We start from the raw sequence: 26,397 nt of genomic DNA, 5'->3' as shown, positions 1-26,397 counted from the left end.
TCAGCCGACATTCATAAAACGGGGCCAAGCATTGCGACCGTGTTGTTCCAGAAGCGACGCGGTAATGACCAGTTGGTGACATCTTCCAGGGTGATTTCCTTCGCACTGGCCAGGTACTCTTCCTGGCGTCCCCGGACTGCGGTCGTCAGTTTCGGATCGTAGAGCAGGATGTTGTTTTCGTAATTCAGATCGAAGCTGCGTCGGTCCATATTAGCTGATCCGATTAACGTGATCTCCCCGTCGAAGGTCAGCGTCTTGGCGTGCAGCAGACCGCCGGTATATTCGTAAATCTTCACCCCTGCTTCCAGGAGTTCCCGGTAATAACTGCGACTGGCGGCGGCCACGAAACGGGAGTCGTTGTGAGCCGGGAATATGATGCGGGTATCGACGCCCCGATAGGCGGTCGCGCACAGGGCTTCCTGCAGCGGTTCGTTAGGCACGAAATAGGGGGTCGAGATAACCAGTTCGCGGCGTGATGTGTGAATCAGGGCTGTGAACATTTCGGGCATCGCCGAATTTCGCACGGTCGGACCGGTGCCGATCACCTGGGCAGGAAGACCGTGTTCGAATGGCGTTACTGGTTCAGAGAGCAGGTCAGACAGGTCTTCATCAACATAGGTCATCCAGTCACTGAGAAACAGGTATTGGTTCTGGCGGGCAATGGGACCTTCAAACCGGACGACCGCATCGACCCAGGGAGCGAATTTCGCTTTGATCCGAAATTCGGCATCGGAACAGTTCTGGCTGCCGCAGTAGGTAATGCCTCCATCAATAACGACAATCTTGCGGTGATTGCGGAGATCGATGCGGCCAATCAGCATGCGCTTCAGGGGATTCCCGATGGGCAGGGCTACGGCTACATGGACGCCCGCCTGGCTCATTTCGCGCCAGTGCGCAGACTTGATCATCAGGCGTGAGCCCAGACCGTCCGCCATCGCCCGGCACTTCACACCCCGGGCTGCGGCCCGCTTGAGGGCTTCGACTACCTTGCAGCCGTTATTGTCGGGGAGCCAGATATAAAACAGCAGATGCACATGATCCCGGGCAGCGTCGATATCGCGGATCATTTCATCAATGACAGTATTCGAGTCGGGCAGCAGACGGGCCTGGTTGCCTTCGGCCGGTTCAAAATTGCTGATGGAACGGCCAACGCGGAACAGGTGCTCGTAGCGTTCGGGGACAGAAGGGAGTGCCGGATGATTACAGGTGTCCCGGGGCGCAGAGTAATGGGGCAGACCTGCCAGTACCCGCTGCATGCGGGTAACGCGGCGGTGACCAATGTTGACCTCTCCGAGCAGCAGATAAGCCAGGATCCCGGCGACTGGTATTGTGGCGATCACCACGATCCAGGCCAGGCGGGACGTTGGTTCGCGATGCGGTCGCAGAATGACGCGAATGATCACCAGAATCTCGATCAGGATGTGAATCTCCACCACGATTCCGGTGATGCTCATCGGTGTCTCTTTCTCTCAGAGGTAAGTCAGTCAGCGCTTCGGGAAAGACATGACCGCTGTCGGTCACATCTGGACAGGCTCAACTTACCCCATTCAGGGCAGCAGATCAAGACTCGACTCCTGTCCGACACATGACCGACTCTGCTTTCACACTCACTCATGTGTAGATTCTGCACTGCATAAAAACAGAAAAGGATCATTAAAATAAATATCGAATAATCGTGATGTTATGATATAATGCAAGCTGAAGTGTCTGTTGAAATAGAATCTCAATCTGTCTCGGGTTTGTGGGAGGAGGTCAGTCAACGCTGCCTTCTCTCCTGTGATGCGATAAACTGTGTTTGGCTGGCGAGTGAGTTCAGAATGGTCATTGGCAAAGAGGAAGAATGATGAAAGCGGGAGCGTCTCACAGGTTCTTTTCCATTCTATTTCGAGTGCTGTTGTACGGCGGCGGATTGGTGGCACTCATCCTGTTAATTGCCTGGTTGTCCGGGATGTTTGAGGAGAAAGTTGCCTCCGACTGGGAACGGCGGGGCGTTCAACAGCATGCAGATGAGCCGACGACCGAAGTGCACGAGGTGACCAAGCCTTATGTAGAAGAGGCCGTGGGGACTCTGAAGGCCTCGAGTCGGACGATCGTGGCGGCGAAAGTACTGGCGACCATCGAGAAGATCTACGTCAAAGCGGGGGATCAGGTCAATCAGGGGCAGCCGTTGATTGATCTGGATGCTAAGGAATATCAGGCCCGTCTGAGTCAGGCGAAACAGGGGCTGGCAGCGGCCACAGCTAACCGGGTCGATGCCGAGAAAGAGTTTGAGCGTGCAGAAACGCTGAAAAAGAAAAATGTGGTGACGAAGTCCGAGTATGACCGGGCAATGCGGGAGCTGCAGGTTGCTCAGGCTGAGGAACTCCGGGCAAAGCAGCAGGTTTCGGAAGCGGAAATTCTGCTGTCCTATACGAAGATCAAAGCCGTCAAAAGTGGTCGGATCGTTGATCGACTGGCGGAACCCGGTGATATCGCTAATCCGGGGACGCCACTGCTCGTACTATACGATGCCACCTCTCTCAGGCTCGAAGCTCCCGTGATGGAACGCCTGGCGGTCAAACTGAAGCCGGGGGATGAGCTTAAAGTATATGTGGATGCTTTGAACAAAAGGTACGAGGCCACCATCGATGAGATCGTGCCCCAGGCCGATGCCCCCAGTCGTTCTTTTCTCGTCAAAGCGAGTCTACCACGGTCGGAAGATCTGTATGAGGGGATGTTCGGACGACTCTTGATTCCGGCAGGCACGCGGAAACATCTCTGTCTGGATATGGATGCCATTGACCGTATCGGTCAGCTGGAATTCGTCGATGTGGTGCGTCCCGATGGCACTCTCGAGCGGCGGTATATCAAAACGGGACAGGTGGGTATCCCCGGACGTCAGGAAGTGTTAAGCGGACTGCAGGCGGGAGATAAGGTGATTCTGAAGACGAAGTCAGCGCCGGCCGGGGAGAAGCAGCACGATGACCAATGAGAGTGAATTGTCTGTTGGGGAGTCCTCTTCTTTTCTGACCCGGATTGTGGAAGTCTTTCTGCGGGGGGATGTGGCGATTATGCTGGTGATCGTCTCCCTGTTACTGGGGGAGCCTCGCTGTGGTTGACCCCGCGGGAGGAAGAGCCACAGATTGTGGTTCCCATGGCGGATGTCATGGTTTCGGCGCCGGGGCTGTCAGCGACTGAAGTGGAATCTCAGGTGACCGACCGACTGGAAAAGCTGCTGTACCAGATCGATGGAGTGGAATACGTCTATTCCATGTCTCAACCGGGGCAGTGCATTGTGACCGTCCGTTTTTATGTGGGCGAAGATCGCGAAGATTCACTGGTGAAGCTCTATAACAAGATCCATTCTTCCACTGATCTGATTCCGCCAGGCGTGAAATCGTGGGTGGTCAAACCGGTGGAAGTCGATGATGTGCCGATCGTGATTGCCACCCTCTGGAGTGACCGTCCTGAGGTTTACGGCGATCATGAACTGCGACGGATTGCCGAACAATTGCAACACAAAATGCAGGCCATCAAGAATACCAATCGCGTGGAAGTGGTCGGGGGGCGTCCGCGGCGAATTCGTGTCGAACTGAATCCCCAGAAGCTGGCTGCCTACCAGACCTCACCGCTACAGATCAGAGAGGCTTTACAGGTCAGCAACATCCTGGTGCGGAGCGGCGCTTTTGAACAGCAGGATGAGGAATTCATTGTCGAAGCTGGAACGTTTATCAAATCCATAGCCGATCTCGAAAACATCGTGGTAAATGTCGCCGGGGAGCGGCCTGTTTATCTGAAGAATGTCGCGGATGTAATCGATGGACCGGCTGAGGTGGAGAGTTATACCTGGATCGGTTTCGGAGCTGCCGACAAGTTACAGGATCAGCACGATCAATTGTATCCCGCGGTGCATCTTTCGGTTGCCAAACGCAAGGGGACGAATGCCGTCTGGTTGGCAGAAGCAGTAGAGCAAAATCTGGAAATGTTGTCGAAATCACATTTTCCGGACGGAGTTCATTTTCGCATTACTCGCGATTATGGTGAAACGGCCAATGAGAAAGTTAACGACCTGGTCGAAGCTTTGGTCGTCGCTGTGATTACCGTGATTGCGCTGATCGGAGTTGTTATTGGCTGGCGAGCGGCACTGGTGATCGCGCTGGCAATTCCCGTCTGTTACAGTCTGACATTGTTTGTGAACCTGATGACCGGATATACGATCAATCGGGTTACCATGTTTGCATTGATTCTGGCGCTGGGGCTGCTGGTCGACGATCCGATTACCGACGTGGAAAATATTGCCCGTTACTTTACCATGAAAGTGCTACCCCCGCGGCAGTCGGTGCTTCGTGCAGTTCAGGAAGTGCGGCCCGCTTTGATCCTGTCGACACTGGCGATCATTGTGAGCTTTTTGCCCCTGGCTTTTATTACCGGGATGATGGGCCCCTACATGGCTCCCATGGCGCTGAATGTACCGCTGACAGTCACGTTTTCGACCGTCGTGGCGTTCGTGATCACTCCGTGGCTGTCCCTGGTCGCGCTCCGCAGACTGGTTGAGTCGGAAGGAGAGGATGAGTCGGACTATGATTTGACCCGTATGCCCCTGTATCGTATCTCCCGTGCCGTCCTGCAACCGATTCTCTCTCGACGTCTCTATGCCTGGGGCGTGCTGCTGGGAATTTTCCTGCTGCTGCTGGGAGCAATGATTCTCCCCATCCAGCGTCTCGTGCCCGTCAAAATGCTGCCTTATGATAATAAAAACGAATTCCAGATCGTGCTGGATCTGCCCGAAGGTACGACTCTGGAAAGGACCGATGCCGTCGCCAGACAGGTTGGCCAGTATCTTAGCGGAGTCGCGGAAGTACGCGACTATGAGATCTTTTCGGGTCTGGCTTCCCCGATGGACTTTAACGGGATGGTCAGGCATTACTTCCTGAGGCGGGGCGCAAATGTCGCTGATATTCGCGTCAACCTGATCGATAAATCACATCGTGTGCAGCAGTCTCATGAAATCCTGTTACGGTTGCGGGAGCCCTTGAAGAAACTCGCTGACTCGCTGGGGGTGAATCTCAAACTGGTGGAAGTACCTCCCGGACCGCCGGTGCTTTCGACGATTACCGCGGAAGTCTACGGGCCTGAGAACGGGACCTACGCAGATATGATCGACGTCGCCCGTAGTGTCGAACAACGGCTGGGACAGGAAACGGGGATCGTTGATGTGGATCTGAGTGCGGAAGCGGATCAGACACGTTGGGTGTTTGAGACCGATAAGGCCAAAGCCGCATTGTCCGGCATATCGACACAGACCATCGCCGAGACACTCCGCATGGCTCTGGCTGGGGATCGGTCAGCGGTACTGCATCTGCCTCACGAAGTCGATCCACTCTGGATCGAACTCAGGCTGCCCCGTTCCCGGCGATCAGCCATCGATGATCTGGAAGAACTTTACATCCAGGGCAACAGCGGAGAGATTGTCCAACTGGGATCACTCGGTAAGTTTGTCAAAACACAGGATGACAAAACGATCTACCATAAAAATCTGAGGCGTGTCGTTTACGTCTATGCGGAAGTTGCCGGACGTCCTCCCGCAGATGCGATTCTCGACTTGGAAGCGGACCGGAATCGTCCTGAGACAGAGCGACCGTTGGAGACAGTAGCTCTGGAGTCGCGTACCTGGCTCTCACCAGGTGCCGGTCTGCACTGGTCAGTCCCTGAGGGATACTCGGTTGACTGGGCCGGTGAAGGGGAATGGAACATTACACTGGATGTCTTTCGTGATCTGGGAATTGCCTTTTGTGCTGCGTTACTCAGTATCTTCGTGATCCTCATGTTTCAGACCAGCTCGCGAATTCTGCCAATTCTGATCATGCTTGCGATCCCATTAACGCTGATTGGAATTCTGCCCGGCTTCTGGTTGTTGAACGTACTTCTGAATGTTCCGGTGGGGGGACAACAGAATCCTGTCTTCTTTACCGCGACAGCCATGATTGGCATGATTGCCCTGGCGGGGATTGTGGTTCGCAATTCGGTTGTGCTGATCGATTTTATTCACCTGGCAGAGCGGGAAGGTTTTTCACTGGAGGAAGCCGTGATCCGTTCGGTCGCCGTGCGGACTCGCCCGATCCTGCTGACTGCGGGAACCACGCTATTGGCGAACTGGGTGATCACACTGGATCCCGTTTTCTCCGGGCTGGCCTGGGCGATCATTTTCGGAATTGTGACTTCGACTCTATTTACGCTGATTGTAATCCCGGTGACCTACTGGCTGATTTATCGGCCCCGTAAACAGGAATCATATCCCTCCTGAAAGAACGTGAAACCAGGACTATGCCAACTTAGACAAGTACCCGGAGATCCACTATCATCAACGGGTATGCTCGGGTGTTTAAACTGAGCCGTCTGATTGATTCGTCCTGGAGAATGGTTGATGTTGTCACCTCGATTACTGTCTCGCTCTATTTGTTTACTGCTTTGTCTTATCGTCTATGAGGGCGACGCGCATGTCTTTGCGAGTGAACCGCGGGCGCAAGGGCTGGTGGAGTTGAAACGATTTCCTGCCCGCGAAGCACATCAGGCGGTCGCCGTGGATGAGCATGCGTTTTATGCGATTTCCAGTCGCGAGATCGGCCGGTACGACAAACAGAGTGGTCAGAAACTGAAGCTCTGGTCGCCGCCGCGGGATTCACATATCAAGCATTTGAACAGCGGGATTGTGATCGACGGCAAACTGTATTGTGCTCATTCAAACTGGCCGGCGGCTCCATTAAAAAATACGATCGAAGTCTTTGACGCGGCGAGTCTGCGTCCGCTGCAGACATTAAAGTTTCCCAAGACAACCGGAGCGATCAACTGGGTTGACCGCCGGGAGGCAAAGTGGTGGGTGGTTTTCGCCTTTTACGGAAAAGCGGAGACTGTCAAGCAGACCCGGCTGGTACGCTATAACGATCAATGGCAGCCGGAAGCGGAGTGGACCTTTCCGGAACAGGTGGTCCAACGCTTTCTGCCTAACAGTAATTCCGGTGGTGCCTGGGGGCCGGGGGGACTGCTCTTCACGACCGGTCACGATCATGGGGAACTCTATGTCTTGCGGGTTCCCGAACAACCGGGAGTGATGGAGTACGTGGAGACGCTGGCTGCTCCCCTCGCGGGGCAGGGGATTGCCTGGGATGCGACTGATGATGGAGTCCTGTATGGCATCGTCCGCAAGCAACACGAAGTCGTCAAGATGCGACTCAAGCAGACTGAATGAGGGAACGCGATCACTTCAGGTTGCATCCAAGGACCCGTCTGCTTCAGACAAGTTGACTGACTTGCACAATCGGTAGTGACTCAGGACAATAAGCGGCCCTTACGTAAATGAAGTCTGGAGTCCCCATGAGTGAACACATTATTTTATCCCTGTCCTTTATTCTGCTGGCCGGAATTGTCTGCCAGTGGCTTGCCTGGCGGGTAAAATATCCCGCGATCATTTTCCTGCTGGCCACAGGGATTTTCGCCGGCCCGGTGATGGGCTGGCTGGATCCGGATGAACTGTTTGAAGATCTGCTGTTTCCCTTCGTTTCGCTGGCAGTGGCGGTGATTCTGTTCGAAGGAAGCCTGACTCTGAAACTGCAGAACATACCGGGGCTGGAGCGGGTCATCCGCAATATGATTACCATCGGTGCTTTCATCACCTGGATGGGAACAACCCTGGCGACGCGGCTGCTGCTCGATTTTTCCTGGAATGTCTCATTTTTATTCGGTGCCCTGATGGTGGTCACCGGGCCGACTGTAATTACGCCACTACTGAGAACCGTGCGACCCAAAGAGAATGTGGCCCATATCCTGCAGTGGGAGGGGATTCTGATCGATCCCCTGGGAGCGATTCTGGCGGTCCTGGTGTTCGAGTTCATTCTGGCAGGGGGCGCTGAAGGGGGCTTTGCTGCCGGACTGGTCGTGTTCGGTAAAATGGTACTGATCGGGGTGCTGTTTGGCGCAGTAAGTGGTTACCTGTTTGCATTTCTGTTGAAGAAATACTGGATCCCTCAGTATCTGCATAACTTCGCCTCGCTGGCGTTGGTGTGTGTCGTGTTTGCCGTTTCCAATATGTTCGAGGCGGAATCCGGTCTGCTTTCGGTCACGGTGCTGGGAATCTGGCTGGCGAATACTAAAGGTCTTGATCTGGATGACATCCTGGATTTCAAAGAAAGCCTGAGTATCCTGCTGATTTCCATGCTGTTCATCATTCTGGCAGCCCGTATGAATCTAAGCTCATTTCGTGATTTAGGCTGGCCTGCGGTGGCGGTATTTGCGGTGATTCAGTTTGTGATTCGCCCGGTGAGCGTGCAGCTTTGTGCCCTTGGATCCAAGCTGTCGATGAACGAGCGACACCTCCTGTCGTGGATTGCTCCGCGCGGAATTGTCGCAGCAGCAATCTCGGCCCTGTTTGCCATTAAACTGCAGGCGGTTGGCTATCCGTTTGCAGCGGCGATGGTTCCCCTGACATTCATGGTGATTGTGGGGACGGTGGTGTTACAGAGCACGACAGCCGGCCCGCTGGCCCGCTTTCTGAAAGTCGCTGAGCCTGAACCGAACGGCTTTCTGATTGTCGGTGCAAACCGTCTGGCACAGGTGATTGCCCTGGAACTGAAGAAAAACGGCATTCGAACCTTTCTGACCGACCAGAACTGGTCTTCCGTGACAGAAGCTCGTCTGAAAGGGCTGCAGGCATACTGGGGAAACCCCGTGTCGGAACATGCGGAACGGCATATTGACCTGATCGGTATTGGACATCTGCTGGCGGTCTCCCCCCAAATGGAATTGAATGCTCTGGCGGCGCATTATTATCGACTGGAGTTTGCCAAGGAGAATATTTTCACAATCCGGATTTCGGAACCGACGGCTGGGAAGGCTGAAGCGAAGACCGCTTTCAAGTATGGTGGGCGGACCGTCTTCGGTGAATCACCAAACTACCAGGATCTGAGCCGGATGCTGGAGCAGGGGCGGAAATGAAAACGACGGTATTGTCAGAAGAATTTACCTTTGAACAATTTCAGAACCAGATCGACGCCAAACGCATCCCGTTATTCGCCATCGATACCAATCATCGTGTGCAGGTCTTTACAGCAGAGCCTGATTTTCAACCTAAGGCGGGCTGGAAGATCATGAGTCTGGCGGAGAAGGTACCTGTCGAAGCCGAATGATTGCTTCAAAAGGCCACTTTTGCCCCAGACTCTCTGTGCTGAGATCAGTCTGGATCGACGGCACAACACTGCTTTACAATACAATCTCAACAATCTTTGTTTCACAGCTGATTTCCAAGTGACAGAATGTGGAGAGTTTGTATGAGCGTTCATCGCCGCGAGTTTCTAAAACATTCTCTGACCTGCACATTGGCGGGAAGTTGGACCGGTTCACTTTTACACGCGCAGTCAAAAGCGGCTGCTGAGAAACGGCCGTTGTTGAAGCCGGTTCATGAGTCCATTGTCTGCCCCTGGACCCCCGAGCATCCGCGGCACGATCATCAGTTGATCTTCCCGTTGGATGAGCGGCGGTTACTGCTGGTCTGGTCTGAATATTACAGCCGGTCTAAGCAGCCCGCGCAAAAGAAAGGTTTTTCGGGAATCGGCGATCATGTTGCCTGTCAGATCAGTTCGATGACCTCCGATGATCGGGGACGTAGCTGGGGGAATCGACGGGTACTGCAGACCAATGAGTGGGAGCACAACGTTAAACATCCCAATCTGATCCGTCTGTCTGACCAGGAAATTCTGTTCTCGTATGTGGGCTGGGACAGTCCCCGGGCGCGGAATGTATTTTTGAGACGTTCTACCGACAATGGCCAGACCTGGGGACCACAACAGCAGATTTCGGAACCGGGCTGGTATTGCTGTAACGCCGACCATGCTTTACGGCTGAGCACCGGTCGTGTTTTGATTCCGGCCCATGGGCCGGCTGCGGACAATTACGTTGGTGGAACCGCATATAAAGGGGGAGATCTGCACTCATTTGTCTTCTACTCCGATGATGGTTTTCTAACTTGGAAGCGGAGTGCAAACAGTATGACTGCCCCGGGACGGGGCTGTCACGAACCGGCGATTGTTGAACTCAAGGATGGCAGACTACTCTGTTTTCTGCGGAATACAAATCAGTGTCTGTATCAGAGTTATTCCGAAGATGGTGGTGTCCATTGGAGTAAACCGGTGCCCACTGAACTGCCTTCCCCGGAAGCGCCTTCCATTATAAAACGGATTCCCTGCACGGGGGATTTGCTGTTGCTCTGGAATCATGTAGCCTCACCCCGGAACTGGCCGCGGACACCGCTGACAGCAGCGGTCTCACAGGACGAGGGTAAAACCTGGCGACACTTCAAGGATATCGACAACCGAACTAATTATGACGCTGCGTATCCATCTCTGACATTCGTCGGGGACGAAACGCTGATTGCCTACTATTCTCGTTCGACCGACTGGAAACGTGATTCTGAGGTTACGCTTAAGATCTTTCAAACCGATCAGTTTTATGCCTGATGTCAGTCGGACAAATGTTGTTCTCAGAAGACTCTCTCAGCCCAATGGCGGGACCTTCGAAATTCTACAGCAACTCAGGAATCGGTTTGCCGTCGGTCAGGATCGGGATTGGGCGGCCGGTATTGTCGTAGTAGGCCTGGTGCGTATCGATGCCGAATTTCTGATAAATCGTTGCCAGTAGATCATTACTGTTCATGACGCGATCGACGGGATGTTCCCCTTTGGCATTGGTCGCCCCGATTGCCTGGCCCATTTTGAGTCCCCCTCCAGCGAGGAAGATGCTCATAGCCCGGCACCAGTGGTCGCGGCCGGGACGTTTGCTTTTGTCCTGATTTCGGACCAGCGGGGTGCGGCCGAATTCACCACAGAAGATGAACAGGACATTCTGATCCAGTCCTCGGCGCTGCAGGTCATTGATCAGGGCCGGTACCGCCTGGTCGAACACAGGCATACGTTCCCGATATGCCTGGAAGATGTCGGCATTGACCGAATGGTCGTCCCAGTTGCTGGTGCGGCCCGCTTTTTTGGAGAGTCGGAAGCTGGCCTGCAACTGGACCAGCCTGACGCCCGATTCCACCAGCCGACGGGCCAGCAGTAAGCCCTGGCCCCAGGTGGTCCGCCCGTATTCATCGCGAAGCGCCTCCGGTTCAGCTGAGAGGTCAAAGGCTTTGCTGGTCCGGTCACTGGTCAGCATGGCGAGGGCCCGATTGTTGAACTTGTCCAGCGCGGACATCGAACCGCTCTTATCCAGTTCACGGCGGAACGTATCGAACTGGCTCAGCAACTGATTACGTTTTTTAAGAGCTGCTGCAGCGGAATCGTTGACGGAAAGATTGTCAACTGAGAATTTCGAACTGTTGGGATCACCGCTGAACATGAACGGACTGTAAGCCGGTCCCAGGTAAGCCGGACCTCCGCCGTAGAATTTGGTATTCGCGATAAACAGGGGAATGTCGCGGACCTGATGTTCGAGTTGGCTGGCAACGACCGATCCCATTTCGGGATACTCCGCATCACCGGGATTGGCCGCGGTAGGTGTATAGCCCGAGAGAAATCGACAGGTACCACCCGAGTGTTCATTCCGGTTGTGGTGCAGACTGCGAACGATCGAAAACTTATCTGCCATTTGGGCCAGGTTCGGCAGCAGCTGACAGATCTCCATGCCAGGGACATTAGTTTTGATCGGACTGAATTCCCCCCGGTATTCTGAGGGGCCAGCGGTTTCATGTCGAAGGTATCGATATGGCTGGGGCCGCCGTTGGCCCAGAGCAGGATGACGGAAAAATCCTTGTTGAGTCCGGCTGGACTCTGTTCGCCCGCCAGCAGACGCGTCAGGTTCGGATCAAAGCCGCCGGAGAGCGCGCCCAGGCCGAGTCCGCCAATTTTCAGAAATTCCCGCCGACCCACAGGGCCGGGACAAGGCTGTATCGGTTTGCTGTTCATGGTTCTATTCACAGTTCAAATTGAAGTGTGTTGTGTTGGCTGTTGATTCAATGGACAAACAGAAATTCTTTGGTGTTGACCAGCGTCCAGATCAGATTGCCGAAGGCAGTTTTCTGATCTTTTTCGCTGGCGATATATTTCAGTGCGTTTTGCATTTCCTGTGGCGTCGGTTCGCGGGAGAGGGTTTTCAGGAACAGTTCCCGGACTTTGCGTTCTGCCTCGCGTTTATCGTTCGCCAGATCGACGGCGTAGGGCCCTGTCACTTTGGAGAGTACAAAACCATTATTCATCACAAACAAGGATTGCGAGAGGCTCGGTTCCGAAACCCGTTCGCATTCGCAGGCACTCTCGCGTTTGGGGCGACCGAAGAGTGTCAGGAATTGATTGGAGTAATCCTCATCGGGCAGTTGCAGGGCTCGCGTGGTTTTGGGGAGGCCGCTGAATCGTGTGGGCGAATCGGTAACATCATCAATCGCGTCCAGCAGGATCTCAGCCGAGAGTCGCTGCGGGTAAAAGCGGGCGTAGTTCTGCGTTTCTTCCAGGTTGATCTCGTTTGCCTGTGAGCTCAACTGGTAGATATTGCTCGTGCAGATCAGCTCCACGATATGCCGCATGTCATAGTCGGAGCGGGTGAATTCCTCCGCCAGGGCTGCCAGCAGAGGTTCATTGGCGGCGGGATTGGTAACCCGCAGGTCATCCAGGGGATGCACCAGGCCGCGACCGAAGAAATGGGCCCACATCCGGTTCACGAAGGCTCGGGCAAAGTAGGGGTTATCTGGTTGGGTCATCCAGTCAACCAGATAGTGCCGGGGGTCTTCGAAGGGCGGGATCTCCAGATCCGGCCCACCCAGTCCATGGGGCGGGACGACTTCTCCGGTGACAGGATGTTTGACCTGTCCAGTCTGTTTAACCGAGATCATTTCGTTGGCTCGTCGCTCGGCGACGCCTGTGCCTCCGGTCCGATTGACCCGGCTGAAGAAAGCGGCCAACCCGTAGTAATCCTGCTGACTATATTTCTCAAATGGATGATGATGGCAGCGGGCACAGCCGATGCGCAGACCGAGAAAGACCTGGGCCATGTCATCCACGTACCGGTCGAGGTAACGGACTTCCGCATACCACTGGGCCGGAGGATTAACCGAAACATCCCCGGTCGCCGTCAAGACGCCGCGCACCATTTCATCGTAGGGGACGTTGGCAGCAATCTTGTTTCGCAGCCAGCGGTGAAAGGCGATTGTGCCGGGTTGACGTGGTTTCTGGCCCCGGCGTTTGTTCCGCAAAAGGTCGGACCATTTCTGGGCGAAGTGATCGGCGTAGTCCCCGGATCGGACCAGTCGCGCAATCAGCTTGTTGTGTTTGTCGGGATCAGTGCTGTTCGCATAGGACTCGACTTCATCAGTCGTCGGGATCCGTCCGGCAATCTGCAGTGAAGCCCTGCGGATGAATGTGGCGTCATCGGCCAGAGGGGAAGGGGGCACCTGCAGCACTTTGAGCTTGCGCTGGATATGTTCGTCAATGAAGTTCGCTATCGGAAAGTCGGGCCAGGACTCTGGTTGCTCAGTCGAGGGGACCAGGATTTTCGCAACGGAGACTTCACCCTGGTAGAGTGCCAGTACCGATGTTTCGCCGGTCCGTTCCAGCGAGGTGACCAGGCCCCGTTCATCGACGGTGCCGACGGACGTATCATTGGAGCGGAACTCCACCAGCGGCGTGACATCGCGGGTGGAGCCATCCGAATAATGCGCAGTGCCGGTCAGTTGTTGCTGTTCATTGTGTCCCAGCGATTCGAATTCGGGTTCCACGGTCAGCTTGACCAACTCGGGGGCATCTGCCGGACCGTGCGGCGTATTAGCTTCAATCCAACGGACCAGTCGGGCATACTCCGGGCTGCTTTCCTCGAGTCGCTTACCGCCCCCGTGCGGAATTTTCATCGTGGCTTTGCGGAGCAGCAGCGAATCTTCAGGGGAAGCGGGAAAGATCCGCCGACCGCGGATATCGCGGGTGACCCATTCGTAATCCTGTTCAGGCTGGAAGCCGAACAGCGAGAGCTGGAATCCACCGCGTCCACCTGATTTACCATGACAGCCGCCGCCGTTACAACCCTGGCGGGTCAGGATAGGCGCGATGTCGTTGGTGAAATCGAGGGGCAGATAGGTTTCCCCCTGTTCGATCTCGATGGGGATGGATTTCGTGTGAGAACCCCATTTAATCTGGAGTTCTGTTTTTCCGGCAGCCCGGGGAGTGAGCACCCCGGCGGCATCGATGGACGCCAGCTGAGGATCTTTGAAATGGAAGCGGACCGCGCGGGTCAGGTCGTGTGTGGTCTCTGCTGCTGTGATGCCTGTGACCAGCAGCTGCTGGCGACTGTCGCGCCCCCGCAGGTGGATGCGTTCCGGCCAGGCTTTCATCCGGACGGTGGCTGCGGGAGTGATTTTGACCGGTTTGAATTCCGTTTCTGCAGACAGCAGTATCGGCCTGCAGCAACAGATCGTGAGCAGGATCACACCCAGGCTACTGACGATTCTGGTTTCGGTTATGTTTGCTTTGAATATGTTCATCGCATCTCAGATTCTAATTCATCGAGGATCACAGGAAAATGCCGATTGGCAGGACTGTGTATTCGAGTCGGATGACTATTTCTGCTTTGTTTTTTTCGGGTTCTGTTCTGGTTCCACCTTGAGAGTGATGACGTTGGTCACAATCGAAACGGGAACCGGTTTTGCTTTTTCTGTTTCTGATCAGCAGCAGGTGAGGAATCAATTTTGGTGGTGGCGGACAGCCAGAGGAGATAGTCTCCCGGCTGCAGTTTATCTGACAGGATGGCTGTCGGTTTACTCTTGGTTTGAGTGGGGGGAATCGATTTTGTGGGCTTGAATAAGGGGACGCTCTTCTGTTTGGCATCGACCATTGCCGTATGCCACTTCAATTCGATGGGCGATGAAATCGATGAATCACCAGTTTCCAGCTTTACATCCAGTTCCAGTTTACCACCCACGGTCAGTGGTTGTTGTGGTGGTGAGATAGTTAATACAACGGGGGCTGGATCAGCAATACCTGCTGCGAGCGTATTGACGTGCGTAAATGTGCCGGCATCAGTGACAGTCAGAGGCTGAACTTCACGGATCAGCTGCTGATTCTCAGACGTTGCCTGCAGTTTCAGGTTGAGAATATCTGGTTTCAGACTGCGGTCCGTCTGAATCGAAAGCACTGCTGCTGACTGGTGTTTAGGGATCATGATATCGTCAGCAGTCAGCCCCTTGGGGAGATCGACGGCGTGAATGCGGACGGGTTTGTCAAACCCATGCTGTCGGTCGACGTAGAGCGCGACGTGGGTGTGTCCCGCCGGATGTAACGTGATTCCGTGTTTTCGTTCCTGCTCACCCGGGTAAGCGAAGACGCGAAAGTCCGGCACTCTGTTTGTGATACGCACCCGGTACTGTCGCTCAAAGCCGCCCAGGCTCACGCCATACAGATCACGTACCAGTAGATAGAACATGCCCGACTGGGGGGCCTTCCAGGTTCCTTCCGGATCCAGTGAGGCTGCCGAGACAGGAGTGGCGTCACCTTTCGCCTGTTTCTGATCTGAGAGATTCAGGAGCAGCTTCCCTTTGTCGTCGAAGAGGGAGAGTTCGAGATCCATGCGTTGTCCCAGCCGTTCTCCAAATGCGGCGAGGCTCAGCTGTTGTCCCTTTTCGGCGGTAAACCGGTACCAGTCCAGATCGCGCGGTTGGGGAAACTGGCCCGCTATGTCGCAGGGAACCTTGATCTCTTGCGCCGTTGTCTGCGAGTAATTCTCCGGATCCTGATCGACGACGATCGGCGTGTCAGTCGTCATTAGCCGCACGGATCCTGCTGTGTGGGGAAGTTGTAACCAGAGGCCTTGCGCGAGGGGACTTGTGGCGGCGAATGAAACTGATTGTGTTACATCCGTGTCTGTAGCAGGATCAACGGTGATGTTTTTCTGTTGCAGGAGTTGTGTGGAGTCCTCTGCCATGCCGGGCAGATCGAGTCCCTGAATGTGGAGCTGGCTCGGTTTGTCGGCGGGGATCAGTGCGGGAAATGCGGCCAGCAGGCGTGGTCCGGTGTTGACTGAAAGATGGTAGACACTGTTCGCATCGCTGCGGTAAGCGCGTTCGAAGACCTTGATGCGGTATGTGCCTGTGTCGGGCAGTTTCAGATGCAGGGCTGGTTCCAGTTCTGCTGCAGAAGAGAACGCGATCTCTTCTCCAGTGGGAGCACTGAGTGTGAACAGCGGTTCGGCTGAACCTCCCAGCGATCGGGAGCGACAGCGAATCGTAACGGTCTGACCTGCTGTGCCGGTGAAGGTATACCAGTCGATGTCTCCGGTGTGATCGAAACGAGCGTCGACTCCCCCGGGTAATTTTAACGTCTTAGCGGAATCCGAGGTGTCGGCCTGTTCGTCTGCGGTGATTGTGGGCCAGGCGGTGATCTGCACGACGTGAGGCTGGCTCAGTCCCTGGCCGGTCAATACGCGCAGGTCGTAATCGCCGGGCGGTGTTTCTGCGGGAACGGTGATCTGCAGGCTCTGGTCATTGATGACTTTGATCGAGACGCCGGGTGCGGTTAGTTGTGCGAGGCGAATGTCTGTGAGCTGCTTGCCTTTCAGTTTGACATCCGTGGTGGCACCGGCGGGACAACTGAGGGGAAAGATGCTCACCAGGTCGGGGGACGCGGCGCTGGCAGTCAGCGGGACGCACGCCAGCCAGAGCAGGGCGGTTCCGCTGAGCAGGATTCTGCTGACCAATTGTCGCAGGTTGGTTTCTAACATGGTAAACGCGGAGCTGTCTATAATAATCTGGCAGGAACATCAGGTCTTCAGGTAGCACTTAAGCGATAATCTCTTTGATCGGTTCGCCAAAGTCGATTTCGAGGCGTTTGTGGCCCGGAACTTCGAGGCTGTGGTGATTGAGTCCCAGCTGATGCAGGATGGTGGCGTGCAGGTCGGTGACGTAGTGTCGGTGTTCGACCGCGTGGAAGCCGATTTCGTCGGTAGCGCCGTGTGTGACACCTTTCTTAATGCCACCGCCGGCCATCCAGATGGAGAAGCCGTAGGGATGATGGTCGCGTCCGTCTGACCGTTCGGAGCCGGGGGTGCGACCGAACTCGGTGGCCCAGACGACCAGGGTTTCATCGAGCAGACCCCGCTGCTTGAGGTCTTTGAGCAGGCCGGCAATCGGTTTGTCGACCTGGCCGATCCGCTGGCTGTGGTTCTGCTTGAGCTTGGAATGTGCGTCCCAGCCGCCATCGTAGATCTGCACAAAGCGGACGCCCCGTTCTACCAGTCGGCGGGCAATCAGGGACTGCTGGCCGACGCGTTGGGTTTCTTTATTATCCAGACCATACAGATTCTGTGTGGCAGCGGTTTCCTCGCTGATGTTGACGACTTCGGGGACGGCCATCTGCATGCGGAACGCGAGTTCGTAGGATTTGATGCGGGCCCGCATTTCGGCATCGTCGGGATAAGCGGCGCCGGCGAGCGTATTCAGTTCACTTAAGAGTTCCAGCTGACCGCGGCGTTCTTCGCGGGAGACTTTGCTGCCCGGGGTGCCGAAGGGGAGTGGATTGCTCGGGTTGACGGACATCTTTACCCCGGAATGTTCCGGACCCAGGTAGCTGCCATCATGGGCGCCGGTTCCGCCGCAACAGTCGCCGGGGGGCGTACCCATCACCACGAACTGGGGCAGATTGTCATTCAGCGATCCCAGGCCATAGTGCACCCACGAGCCGATGGAAGGGAAGAAGCCGTCAAAGATGTGGCGGCCCGTGTGAAACTGGAGCTGAGCCGCGTGGTCGTTGTCGGTGGTCCACATCGAGCGGACGACGGCCAGGTCGTCGGCACAGCTTCCGACATGCTCCCACCAGTCGCTGATTTCGATGCCGCTCTCGCCCCGTTTGCGATAGCCGACCTGCAGTGGATAGAGCTGGGCCATCAGCTTGCGGGGCTTGCCGCCGAAGTCACGCACGTTTTTGCGATAGTAGGGGGAGTTGGTGACCAGGTCGTTATATTCGGTATCGCCGATCGTCTTGCCCGCATGCTTATTGAGGGCGGGCTTGGGGTCGAAGCTCTCCATGTGGCTTGTGCCGCCCAGCATGAAATACCAGATCACCGATTTGGCTTTGGGGGCGAAGTGCGGCTGTCCGTTGATGATGGCCGATTCCGCTGCCTGCAGTGCGTTACCAGACGAACTTTCACGTTGCAGCAGGTCCGCCAGGGCGATGCCCGTCAGCCCCAGGCTGGCGTTGTTCAGAAACGAACGTCGCGAGACGCGGCCGCAGGAGTTGAACCAGTTGGAGGGTGTTTGGTCAGACATGGCTGAGTTCCTGAATGTGATTCGTTTCGCTGTGGGTTTCGGGATTAACGGACGGTGACAAAATCGTTATGGCTGTAGAGGACATGCACCAGGTTCTCGCGGGCCCGCTGCCTGGGATCGGCGGCGGGTGGACGTTTCGAAGTCCCTCCGCCGGGAAACTGCTGCTGCCCCTGCTGCTGGAGCAGACCGGTATGTCGTTCTAAAAACTTCGTGCAGGCAGTGATCTCCGCGGCCGTCGCGGGACGGGAGAGAATCTGTTTGAAGGCTGCCTGGATAAACGCGGCATCGGTGTTCGTTGATTTCTCGAGTTGTTCTGCCAGCAGGCGGGCCTGATCGAGTGACAGGGAGCTGTTGGTCAAAGCGAGCGCCTGTTGCGGCACGACGCTTACGAGCCGTTCGTAGCAGGCGTTCGGATTGGCCAGATCGAACAGCTCCAGGAATTCCATTTTTTCGTTGGGAGTGTTGCGGAAGTAGAGACTGCGGCGGTGAATGGTCTCTCCCTGCTTTTCATCGAGTTCCGGACCGCCCCGGGTTTCATCGAGTGTCCCCGCAGTGGCGAGCAGGCAGTCGCGCACCATTTCCGCTTCCATGCGGCGGGAGTTCATCCGCCAGAGATAACGGTTATTGGGGTCAGTGGCCCGGTTTGATTCAGATTCACCGGGAGCCGAACTCATTCGGTAGGCACTGGAGAGTACGATCTGGCGATGCAGGGGTTTCATCTGCCAGCCCTGTTCCATAAATGTGACCGCCAGCCAGTCGAGCAGTTCGGGATGCGTGGGCAGACGTCCGTTGAGGCCGAAGTTGGCGACGGTGGGAACCAGGGCCTGGTTAAAATGACGCAGCCAGATGTGATTCACAGCCACCCGTGCGGTACGTGGGTTCTGCTCATCGGCAATCCAGCGGGCCAGGGCCAGGCGGCGGCCGGTACTGGTGCGGGGGAACGTTTCTCCCAGGGGCGTGTATTTCGTGTCTTCTTTTTTCACATCTGCCTGAGCAGCTTGCAGTTTCTTCTCTGCGGTGGCGACTTTCTGTTCGGCCGCGGTCCGTTTTTTGTCGGGCTGGTCTCCTGTGGATGCGGGCAGAGTTGCCAGATCCCGCTGCGCCTGTTTGACAGTGAGAGAGGCCTGAACGGCTGCGGCTTCCCGTTCAAGGCGGCTGGCCGTTTTGGCGAGCGGTTCATAATCAGCGGCCTCTTTGACCTTGGCCTGTTCGGCGGCGATCCGTGCTCGGAGCGATTTCAGCTCGGCCTGTTGCAGTTGCACGTTCAATTCTGCGATCTCGCGCGCCGCCTGAGCGAGGGAGAGATCCTGCTGCAGATTGGCTTTCGAAGGGGCCGCAAAGGGGGAACGCCGGTCTTCTTTCACAGACTGGGCGAGTTGAAAACCGGGGGCCAGCGGTTCGATACGCAGCTCGTAAAATTCTGAGTGGGCCGAGTGATTCCAGAGGGCGAACTTACCCGCCTGGCGGGGGACGGGCATCGTGTAAGCCAGTTTCAGTTTGCCATCGAGCCAGACGTTGAGCTGCTGGCCTTCCACGACGAAATCGAGGACGACCTCTTTATTGAGTTCAATTTCACAGGGGAAGATGCCGGCCCGGGGATACGACTCGCGGCCTACTGTGCGGTGGAAGGCCTGCACGGTCGGTTTGTTGTTACTGATCGCGGTGTAAATGGCCTGGGCATCACGGAGGTCGACGGCATCAAAGAAGAGACCGACCGAATGAATCTGGCCCGGTTCCAGGGTTTTGTAACGCAGCCGCCCTGGAAATTCAGCGGCAGATCGATCTGGGAAACCATGGTCCGAAAGGCGCCGGTATTGGTCTGTCGCAGACAGCCGTCGATGTACTCCCATTTTCCCGAAACGGTCTGCCAGAGTTCGGGGTTCGGCTGCTGGAAGCGTTCGTTGATGATCGCGGGACGCGCGTCGGTCTCTGTCGCAGACCCTTGTTGCAGGTCAGCCAGCTGTTGCTCGACCTGCTGGATGGTGGTGTCGGACTTGTGCAACGCTGCTTCTGCGGATTTGATTTCCTGCTCGGCCTGCTGCACCTTTTCTTGCAGGATTTCAGGACGCAGTGCCGGGTAATAACTGGCCAGGGGGAGTTTGACGGGCTTGATGGTTACCGGTTCTTTGGTGAGGTTCACCGGGACCGCGGGGGTGAGGGGATGCTCTTTGTCAGGCTGACGATCATCGCCGCGCTGGAAGAGATAGGTGGGCTGTTCCAGTTCCTTGTCGAACACGCGTGCAAGACCGTCTTTGAGGACCATGCCCAGCGTGGCATCTTTTTCTTTGTCGACCGTGCCTGAGAGGGCATCGGTGCGGACGTTGTGCGGCTCGAAGAACGCACGGAAGCGATAGTATTCGACCTGATCCAGGGGATCGTATTTGTGATCGTGACAGCGGGCGCATTTCATCGTCAGTCCCAGGAAGGCGACGGACGTGTGCTCGACGGTATCAAACATCCAGACATTGCGATCGAACTTGTACCAGTTGCGTCCCAGGAAGCCGGTGGCCCGGACGACATCGGGATTGTCCGGTTCGAGTTCATCGCCGGCCAGCATCTCGACGATCATCCGGTCGTAGGGCTTGTCGGCATTGACCGATTCGACGATCCAGTCCCGCCAGCGCCAGATGTGCCGCTGGCTGTAGCGGATCTCGTTGATTCCGCGGGACCCGTACCAGTCGCTGTAGCGCCAGACGTCCATCCAGTGCCGTCCCCAGCGTTCCCCGTAGCGGGGGCTGGCGAGCAGCTTGTCGACTGTTTTGCCATAGGCTTCTTCAGAAGGATCGGCGAGGTAGGCTTCCAGTTCTGCCGTGGTGGGGGGGAGACCAGTGAGGTCGAGGTACAGACGTCGGAGCAGGACCGCTGGTGCCGCGGGAGGGCGGGGGACCAGATTGTGTTGTTCGTGCTCCGCGGCGAGGAAGGCGTCAATTTCGTTACGCACCCAGGCATTGTTTTTGACCTTGGGGACCGCTGGTTTGACCGGCGTCTGATAAGACCAGAACTGCCGCGGATCCTGTTCGGGGACTTCATTTTCGGGTGTGGGGGCACCGGCGTTGATCCACTGACGGAACAGGGCCAGTTCATCCGGGGTGAGCGGTTTGCCCGCGCCCTCGGGGGGCATCTTGAAGCCGGCGTCACCGGTCAGGACGCCCAACAGCAGGCTGTCATCTGCCTTGCCTGGTTCGAAGCCGGGACCAGAGTCGCCCCCTTGACGGAGGAACTCAGCGGTGTCGACGCGAAAGCTGGAATTCTGTTTTAAGGCACCGTGGCAAGACTGACATTTCGTGCGGAGCAGTGGCTTGATCTGCTTGAGATAATCGACCGATTCCGCTGCAGAGAGGGGGGCGGTTCCGCAGAGGCTCAGCGCCAGCAGTACAATGCAATCCGTGAGTCGGTTGGCAGTCATGTGGCGGGCTCCGAATTTGTCGGTGAAAATCGCAGGGGAAACTGACTTTCACGTAAGGAAGGCACAATATATTAAGAATATTAATATAACAGAAGTATGGTGATGATTCAATATATTTAAATCTGTCGATATGATTCGGCGTCGATTTCAGAGTTTTTTGGGAGGCGGTCCCTGCAGATAGGCGAACAGATCCTGCAGTTCCTGCTCGCTGAGTTGTTTGAGGATTTTTTCGGGCATGAGTGAGACGGGCGAATCATGAATCTCTTCGATGTCGTCCCGTCGGATAGTGGTCAGTTCGTTTTTGTTGTTGGCGATGCGGATCTGCGCGGGTTCATCTGATTTAATGATGCCGGTGACGACGCGTCCGTCGCGGGTGATGACGATTGAGGCCACGTACTCTTTGCGGACGAATCGATTGGGATCAATGATGCTCTCCAGCAGATAATTTAAATCGCCCCGGTTGGCGGTGGTGAGGTCGGGGCCCAGTTTGTTGCCGGTGCCGTGCAGCTGATGACAGGTACCGCACTGTTTCTGAAACAGCTGGCTGCCGCGCTGCGCGTTACCTGGATGCTTCAACAGAAAACGGACGCGGCGGATCTCGGTGATCTTGTGCTGTGAATCGCTCTGATTGATCTGCCCCCAGTGCTTCGCAGTGAGCTCGGTGATCGTTTTGTTCCCCAGGCTGTTCAGTGTTGTCAGTTCCTGCAGATCGAGATCGCCTGCCGGCAGCTGTCCCTCATCGACCTGTCTAAGAAACGCAAGTGCCCAGGGCTGACGGGTGAAGAGAACGCGACGGGCCTGGGTTCGTGAAGAAGCATCGTAGTCGGGATACGATTTGAGCAGTGCCTGGCTGATACGATCATCGGCATAGCGGGACAGAACGAGCATGGCCTGCTGCCGGAGCGAAGCGGTTTGAGCGGGCTGCAACAGCGGGAGCAGGGGGGCGATGACTGTTTCGTTCCCAAACTGTTGCAGGAATTTGAGCATTGTGGTGCGTTGGGCAAGTGGTTGTTTTTCATCAATGACAATTTCGAGTGCCTGCTGCAGGACGGCGGGATTGCCGAGTCGGGCATTGAGTTGCATCAGTACGAGGTCTTCGGGATGGGCCTGCCATAGCGTGGCGAGTTGCTCCGCGAGTTCACTCGGCACCTGGTCTGGTTTGAGTTGTCCCTGTCCTGAGAGTGCCAGACCGGCGTCGAGGGCCTGCAGCAGTTCAGCCTGTTGTAACTCCGGAGCAGTCGACAGCAACCGTTGACAGACTTCGAGTGTGCGCGGCGTGGCTGCGGCAGCGTAGCGTTTCATCAGGCGTGGTTGAATGACCTGGCTGACAAAGGGCTGCTGCCAGGCTGCGGATGTCACAAAACGTTGTTCGATTTCATCGATGGCAGTGAGGGCCTGTTTTTCAATGGCCCACCAGAGAAGTAACGGAATGTAGGGATCGGCCTGGTCGAGGTTCCGGTTCAGAATGCGCGCTGCGATGGCCAGCGCGGGATCAGCGGGGAGCCGGGCGGCGGTGGAAGCGAGCTGGCTGCGGACCTGCGGACTGGCGTCGGTCCGGGCGAGTTGAATTAAGCGTTGGGCGATGTCGGGAGAGACAGAGCGTCGATCTCCCAGCAGTCGAATGGTCCAGCTGCGGACTGAGGGATCCTTATGCTGAAGCATTTGCACCGCGGTTGTTTCATCGAGTTCGTCGAGAGACGCGAGCGTCCAGAGCAGTTGCAGAGTCTGGTGGTCGCTGCGGTTTTCTGTCAGCAGTCTTTTGAGCGTGCCTGGAACCTGGGGATCTTTGCGGGTAATCAGTTCACGTCGGGCGGCGCGGACGTACCATTCATTGGGCTGTTGTAAAAGTTCGATCAGGCGCTCGTTGCTTAAATCATGGACCTGGAGTGTTGGTTCGAGTTGGCTGCCTTGGGGTTTGAGGCGGTAGATGCGACCGTTACTGCGGTCCCAGTCAGCGTCGGGATTGGGATGGGCAGTGCGTTTGTCGTGCCAGTCTGTGAAGTAGACTGCTCCCGCGGGGCCGATGGTCAGATCGGTGGGCGCGAACCAGCTATCGTTGGCCTGGACCAGCGTGCCTCCGTGCTCAGTACGAAACGTGGTGCCGTCGGGGATCAGGTTGTGATACTGGATTTCATGTCCCAGCAGATTGCCGCTGATGTACTTGCCGTGCAGTGCCTCGGGAAACAGGAGCCCCTGGTAGATAGTGCCTCCCACGGTGACGTGTCCGCCTTTGAAATTCTGGTGGGGCGCATGATCGAAATAACCGAAGGTGTAGGGATTTCGCAGTGGGCCGTGTTTGGAGAACTGTTTCCAGTAGTAGCCTTCCTGGACGATGTGCAGCAGGACGAAGCCGCCCAGGTTCGTACTGGCCAGCAGATTCCCCTGGCGGTCGAAGTCGAGCCCCCACATGTTGCCGCCCCCTTCGGCGAAGAGCTCGAAGGCTTTCGTGCGGGGGTGATAGCGCCAGATGGCCTGCACGAATTTGACACCGCGAATCCGGGCAGTGACGGTGCTCCCCTGGCAGCCGTAGAGCCAGCCGTCCGGTCCCCAGGTCAGTGAATTCGCGACGGCACTCGCGTCATCCATGCCGAAGCCTTTGAGCAGCACTTCGGGATTTCCATCCGGCTTGTCATCCCGGTTGCGGTCCGGATAGAAGAGCAGGTAGGGCGCCTGCAAAACGTAGACGCCACCATTCCCGAGGGCAAACCCGGAGGCGAGGTTCAGACCGTCTGCAAAGTCGTGTGCCTGGTCGAAGCGTCCGTCGTGGTCGGTGTCTTCCAGGATCGTCAGTCGGTCGGCGCCCCGGGGGCCGTAAGGCGGAGGCTCGGGAACTCGGTCGTATTGAGAGCGGGTGTGTTGGTCGACCTTCACTCGTTTGAGACCTGCGGGGTTGGGGTACTGCAGATACTGAATGACCCAGAGCCGGCCCCGGTCATCAAAGTCAATGGAGACCGGCTGTCTGACCAGTGGTTCGGAGGCGACCAGTTCCACTTCATATCCTGCCGCGACCGTCATCTGTTTTACTGCTTCTGAGGGCGCAAAGCCCTGGGCGAAGAGGCCGACGGTGCTCAAACTGGTCAGTAATACAGCGAAGAAGTGGGAACAAAGCCGGGTCGCGCAACGGGATCTCTCTGGAAGCAGCTGATGCATCTCTAGAGTCTCCAGAAATGATAAGGACTGGTCACAAGATCGCTTTGTGGTGTTACATATCCTGCACAATGCCGGACCGCATTACAAGAGCGGAGCTCAAACGAAGAACAGAAGATCATGGATGCGCCGGCTGCGGAGGTAGCTTTTTGCATGAGAATTCTGATTTCGGGGGTCGGCAATTCACGGGTTGGGACTAAAGTTAAGCGTCAACAATTGTTCCAGGGAGAAAAACCGTGTTGAAGATTCTGTTTCTGCTGCAACTGGTATCGACTTTTTATATGGTGGGGCTGATCTGGTTCGTGCAGGTGGCTCATTATCCGGTGTTTGCGCTGGTGGGGCGCAATGAATTCATCACTTTCCAGACGGCGCATCAGCTGCGGACCACGTTGGTGGTGGGACCGATGATGTTGATTGAAGCCTTCAGCACGATTGCCCTGGTCTACTGGGCACCCGCCGGCTTCACTCCGCTGGAGGCCTGGAGCGGAGTCGGGCTGCTGTTCGTGGTCTGGTTCTCAACCGCTCTGTTGCAGGTCCCCCGACATCATAAGCTGATCCAGGGATACGACAGTCACCAGATCCGGCTGCTGGTTGCGACGAACTGGGTCCGCACGCTGGCCTGGACGGGGCGCGGCATCCTGCTGGCCGGCTATCTGCTGCGGGTGCTTCCGGGACAGATGGCCGGTTAAGTTCGTCAATTCGGCAGGATGGGTGAGAACGAATTCACTGTGGCGGCGCCCCCTGAGACAGTGAGCAGCGCTGACTCGGGGACCTCTTCCCAGTGACTGGTCAGTTCGTCCAAAGGCTCAGAAACGACGATCGTGGCATCGTCGGGCAGGGGAGCGTAAGTTCCGTCGATTTCGTGCAGGGCATGCAGGTGTGAACTGTGATAGAGTGTGCGCGACTGATGATTGCTGGAATAGCGGATCGCCCAGAGCTGTTCGCCATTGGTCGCGCAGGCACTGACGAATAGTGGAACTTCGATTCCCGCAGCTTTGCGGACCCGTTCTACATGACCGATCGCCCAGGCCAGGGCAGCGGGAGGATCGTCACGCAGGCCGAATGTCAGCGCGAGGAAGAACAGCGTTTCGGAATCGGTGGAACCTTCAATGAACGGGAACAGTTCAGGGTCAACGTCGAATAGCAGTTGTCGTTTGAGAGAGCGGAACGCGGGGATTGAACCGTTGTGCTGGAAGAGCCAGTTATCGAAGCTGAAGGGATGCGAGTTGGTATTCTGGACGGCGGTGCCGGTCGAAGCGCGGACGTGTGCCAGGAAGAGCCGCGAGCGGATGTGGTCGGCCAGGTGGCGGAAGTTGGCATCGTTCCAGGCGGGATGAGTATCGCGGTAGAGCCCCGGTGTGGGATCATCGCCATACCAGCCGACCCCGAAGCCATCGCCGTTGAGGGCTTCGACGTTTTGCGTTGCGTGCCGACTCTGGTCGATGAGTGAATGATTGGGGCGGGTGAGCAGGGCACTCAGTTGCAGAGGTGATCCGGTATAAGCCAGCCAGCGACACATAGGCGACGACTCCCTGTCTGAAATCAGGAACGGTTGATGTTCAGGAAGTGATTGTAACAGAAACGT

The 26,397-nt window shown here is 56.3% G+C and carries 15 protein-coding genes and 1 pseudogene; 7 read left to right on the top strand and 9 right to left on the bottom strand.

The features are described from left to right. Positions 1–11: 11 nt before the first annotated feature. Positions 12–1,454, bottom strand: coding sequence for a cardiolipin synthase (cls, locus tag F1728_RS05850; RefSeq protein ID WP_155363318.1), 1,443 nt, complete (start codon positions 1,452–1,454; stop codon positions 12–14). Between the two features lie 386 nt (positions 1,455–1,840). Between cls and F1728_RS05845 the strand changes: the two genes are divergently transcribed. From F1728_RS05845 to F1728_RS05825, 6 genes and pseudogenes are all read left to right on the top strand, one after another. Then, positions 1,841–2,971: an efflux RND transporter periplasmic adaptor subunit gene (locus F1728_RS05845; RefSeq protein WP_228030526.1), complete on the top strand. Its 1,131-nt coding sequence runs from the start codon at positions 1,841–1,843 to the stop codon at positions 2,969–2,971. Then, a pseudogene (locus F1728_RS05840) lies at positions 2,961–6,283 on the top strand (efflux RND transporter permease subunit). The gene F1728_RS05845 and the pseudogene F1728_RS05840 overlap by 11 nt, the downstream one beginning before the upstream one ends. A 120-nt stretch (positions 6,284–6,403) precedes the next feature. Beyond that, positions 6,404–7,225 (top strand): hypothetical protein, encoded by an 822-nt coding sequence (locus tag F1728_RS05835; protein WP_155363317.1) that lies wholly within the window; start codon positions 6,404–6,406, stop codon positions 7,223–7,225. A 125-nt stretch (positions 7,226–7,350) separates the two neighbouring features. After that, entirely contained in the window at positions 7,351–8,967 is a 1,617-nt protein-coding gene (locus F1728_RS05830; RefSeq protein ID WP_228030524.1) for a cation:proton antiporter, read from the top strand. Further along, positions 8,964–9,158, top strand: coding sequence for a hypothetical protein (locus F1728_RS31545; protein ID WP_228030523.1), 195 nt, complete (start codon positions 8,964–8,966; stop codon positions 9,156–9,158). Before F1728_RS05830 ends, F1728_RS31545 begins: the two co-directional genes overlap by 4 nt. Before the next feature lie 141 nt (positions 9,159–9,299). Next, on the top strand, positions 9,300–10,484 hold the full coding sequence (locus F1728_RS05825) for a sialidase family protein (protein ID WP_194242699.1): 1,185 nt from the start codon (positions 9,300–9,302) through the stop codon (positions 10,482–10,484). Between the two features lie 64 nt (positions 10,485–10,548). On the opposite strand, the gene F1728_RS31540 is transcribed toward F1728_RS05825, so the two are convergent. The 7 genes from F1728_RS31540 to F1728_RS05785 form a co-directional block, all read right to left on the bottom strand. Then, positions 10,549–11,751, bottom strand: a complete 1,203-nt coding sequence (locus tag F1728_RS31540) for a DUF1501 domain-containing protein (RefSeq protein WP_261344537.1) — start codon at positions 11,749–11,751, stop codon at positions 10,549–10,551. A 223-nt stretch (positions 11,752–11,974) separates the two neighbouring features. Next, positions 11,975–14,485: a DUF1549 and DUF1553 domain-containing protein gene (locus F1728_RS05810; RefSeq protein ID WP_155363313.1), complete on the bottom strand. Its 2,511-nt coding sequence runs from the start codon at positions 14,483–14,485 to the stop codon at positions 11,975–11,977. Positions 14,486–14,622: 137 nt separating this feature from the next. Beyond that, complete coding sequence (locus tag F1728_RS05805; RefSeq protein WP_155363312.1) at positions 14,623–16,716, bottom strand: PPC domain-containing protein; 2,094 nt, start codon at positions 16,714–16,716, stop codon at positions 14,623–14,625. A gap of 58 nt (positions 16,717–16,774) precedes the next feature. Beyond that, positions 16,775–18,259, bottom strand: coding sequence for a DUF1501 domain-containing protein (locus F1728_RS05800; protein ID WP_155363311.1), 1,485 nt, complete (start codon positions 18,257–18,259; stop codon positions 16,775–16,777). Between the two features lie 44 nt (positions 18,260–18,303). Beyond that, positions 18,304–19,737, bottom strand: coding sequence for a DUF1553 domain-containing protein (locus F1728_RS31535; RefSeq protein WP_228030798.1), 1,434 nt, complete (start codon positions 19,735–19,737; stop codon positions 18,304–18,306). A gap of 134 nt (positions 19,738–19,871) precedes the next feature. Continuing rightward, positions 19,872–21,665 carry a DUF1549 domain-containing protein gene (locus F1728_RS05790; RefSeq protein ID WP_155363309.1) on the bottom strand — a complete coding sequence of 598 codons (1,794 nt, stop codon included), beginning with the start codon at positions 21,663–21,665 and terminating at the stop codon, positions 19,872–19,874. A 147-nt stretch (positions 21,666–21,812) separates the two neighbouring features. Beyond that, entirely contained in the window at positions 21,813–24,815 is a 3,003-nt protein-coding gene (locus F1728_RS05785) for a PVC-type heme-binding CxxCH protein (RefSeq protein WP_155363308.1), read from the bottom strand. Between the two features lie 233 nt (positions 24,816–25,048). On the opposite strand from F1728_RS05785, the gene F1728_RS05780 reads away from it, so the two are divergent. Continuing rightward, entirely contained in the window at positions 25,049–25,501 is a 453-nt protein-coding gene (locus F1728_RS05780; RefSeq protein ID WP_145439778.1) for a hypothetical protein, read from the top strand. Between the two features lie 5 nt (positions 25,502–25,506). Here the strand turns inward: F1728_RS05780 and F1728_RS05775 are convergent, their stop codons facing one another. Next, positions 25,507–26,331 carry a class II glutamine amidotransferase gene (locus F1728_RS05775; RefSeq protein WP_155363307.1) on the bottom strand — a complete coding sequence of 275 codons (825 nt, stop codon included), beginning with the start codon at positions 26,329–26,331 and terminating at the stop codon, positions 25,507–25,509. Positions 26,332–26,397: the final 66 nt, after the last annotated feature.

Origin of the sequence: Gimesia benthica, from assembly GCF_009720525.1 — a bacterium.
Classification (GTDB): domain Bacteria; phylum Planctomycetota; class Planctomycetia; order Planctomycetales; family Planctomycetaceae; genus Gimesia; species Gimesia benthica.
This window is presented reverse-complemented; position numbering and strand designations above follow the sequence as displayed.

Bases quoted from the DNA above. Each gene is read 5' to 3' on its own strand.
- F1728_RS05785 (WP_155363308.1), bottom strand. From the start codon at position 24,815: ATGCATCAGCTGCTTCCAGAGAGATCCCGTTGCGCGACCCGGCTTTGT.
- F1728_RS31545 (WP_228030523.1), top strand. From the start codon at position 8,964: ATGAAAACGACGGTATTGTCAGAAGAATTTACCTTTGAACAATTTCAG.
- F1728_RS05790 (WP_155363309.1), bottom strand. From the start codon at position 21,665: ATGACTGCCAACCGACTCACGGATTGCATTGTACTGCTGGCGCTGAGC.
- F1728_RS05800 (WP_155363311.1), bottom strand. From the start codon at position 18,259: ATGTCTGACCAAACACCCTCCAACTGGTTCAACTCCTGCGGCCGCGTC.
- F1728_RS05835 (WP_155363317.1), top strand. From the start codon at position 6,404: ATGTTGTCACCTCGATTACTGTCTCGCTCTATTTGTTTACTGCTTTGT.
- F1728_RS05805 (WP_155363312.1), bottom strand. From the start codon at position 16,716: ATGTTAGAAACCAACCTGCGACAATTGGTCAGCAGAATCCTGCTCAGC.
- F1728_RS31535 (WP_228030798.1), bottom strand. From the start codon at position 19,737: ATGCCCGTCCCCCGCCAGGCGGGTAAGTTCGCCCTCTGGAATCACTCG.
- F1728_RS05825 (WP_194242699.1), top strand. From the start codon at position 9,300: ATGAGCGTTCATCGCCGCGAGTTTCTAAAACATTCTCTGACCTGCACA.
- F1728_RS05845 (WP_228030526.1), top strand. From the start codon at position 1,841: ATGATGAAAGCGGGAGCGTCTCACAGGTTCTTTTCCATTCTATTTCGA.
- cls (WP_155363318.1), bottom strand. From the start codon at position 1,454: ATGAGCATCACCGGAATCGTGGTGGAGATTCACATCCTGATCGAGATT.
- F1728_RS05775 (WP_155363307.1), bottom strand. From the start codon at position 26,331: ATGTGTCGCTGGCTGGCTTATACCGGATCACCTCTGCAACTGAGTGCC.
- F1728_RS05810 (WP_155363313.1), bottom strand. From the start codon at position 14,485: ATGAACATATTCAAAGCAAACATAACCGAAACCAGAATCGTCAGTAGC.
- F1728_RS05830 (WP_228030524.1), top strand. From the start codon at position 7,351: ATGAGTGAACACATTATTTTATCCCTGTCCTTTATTCTGCTGGCCGGA.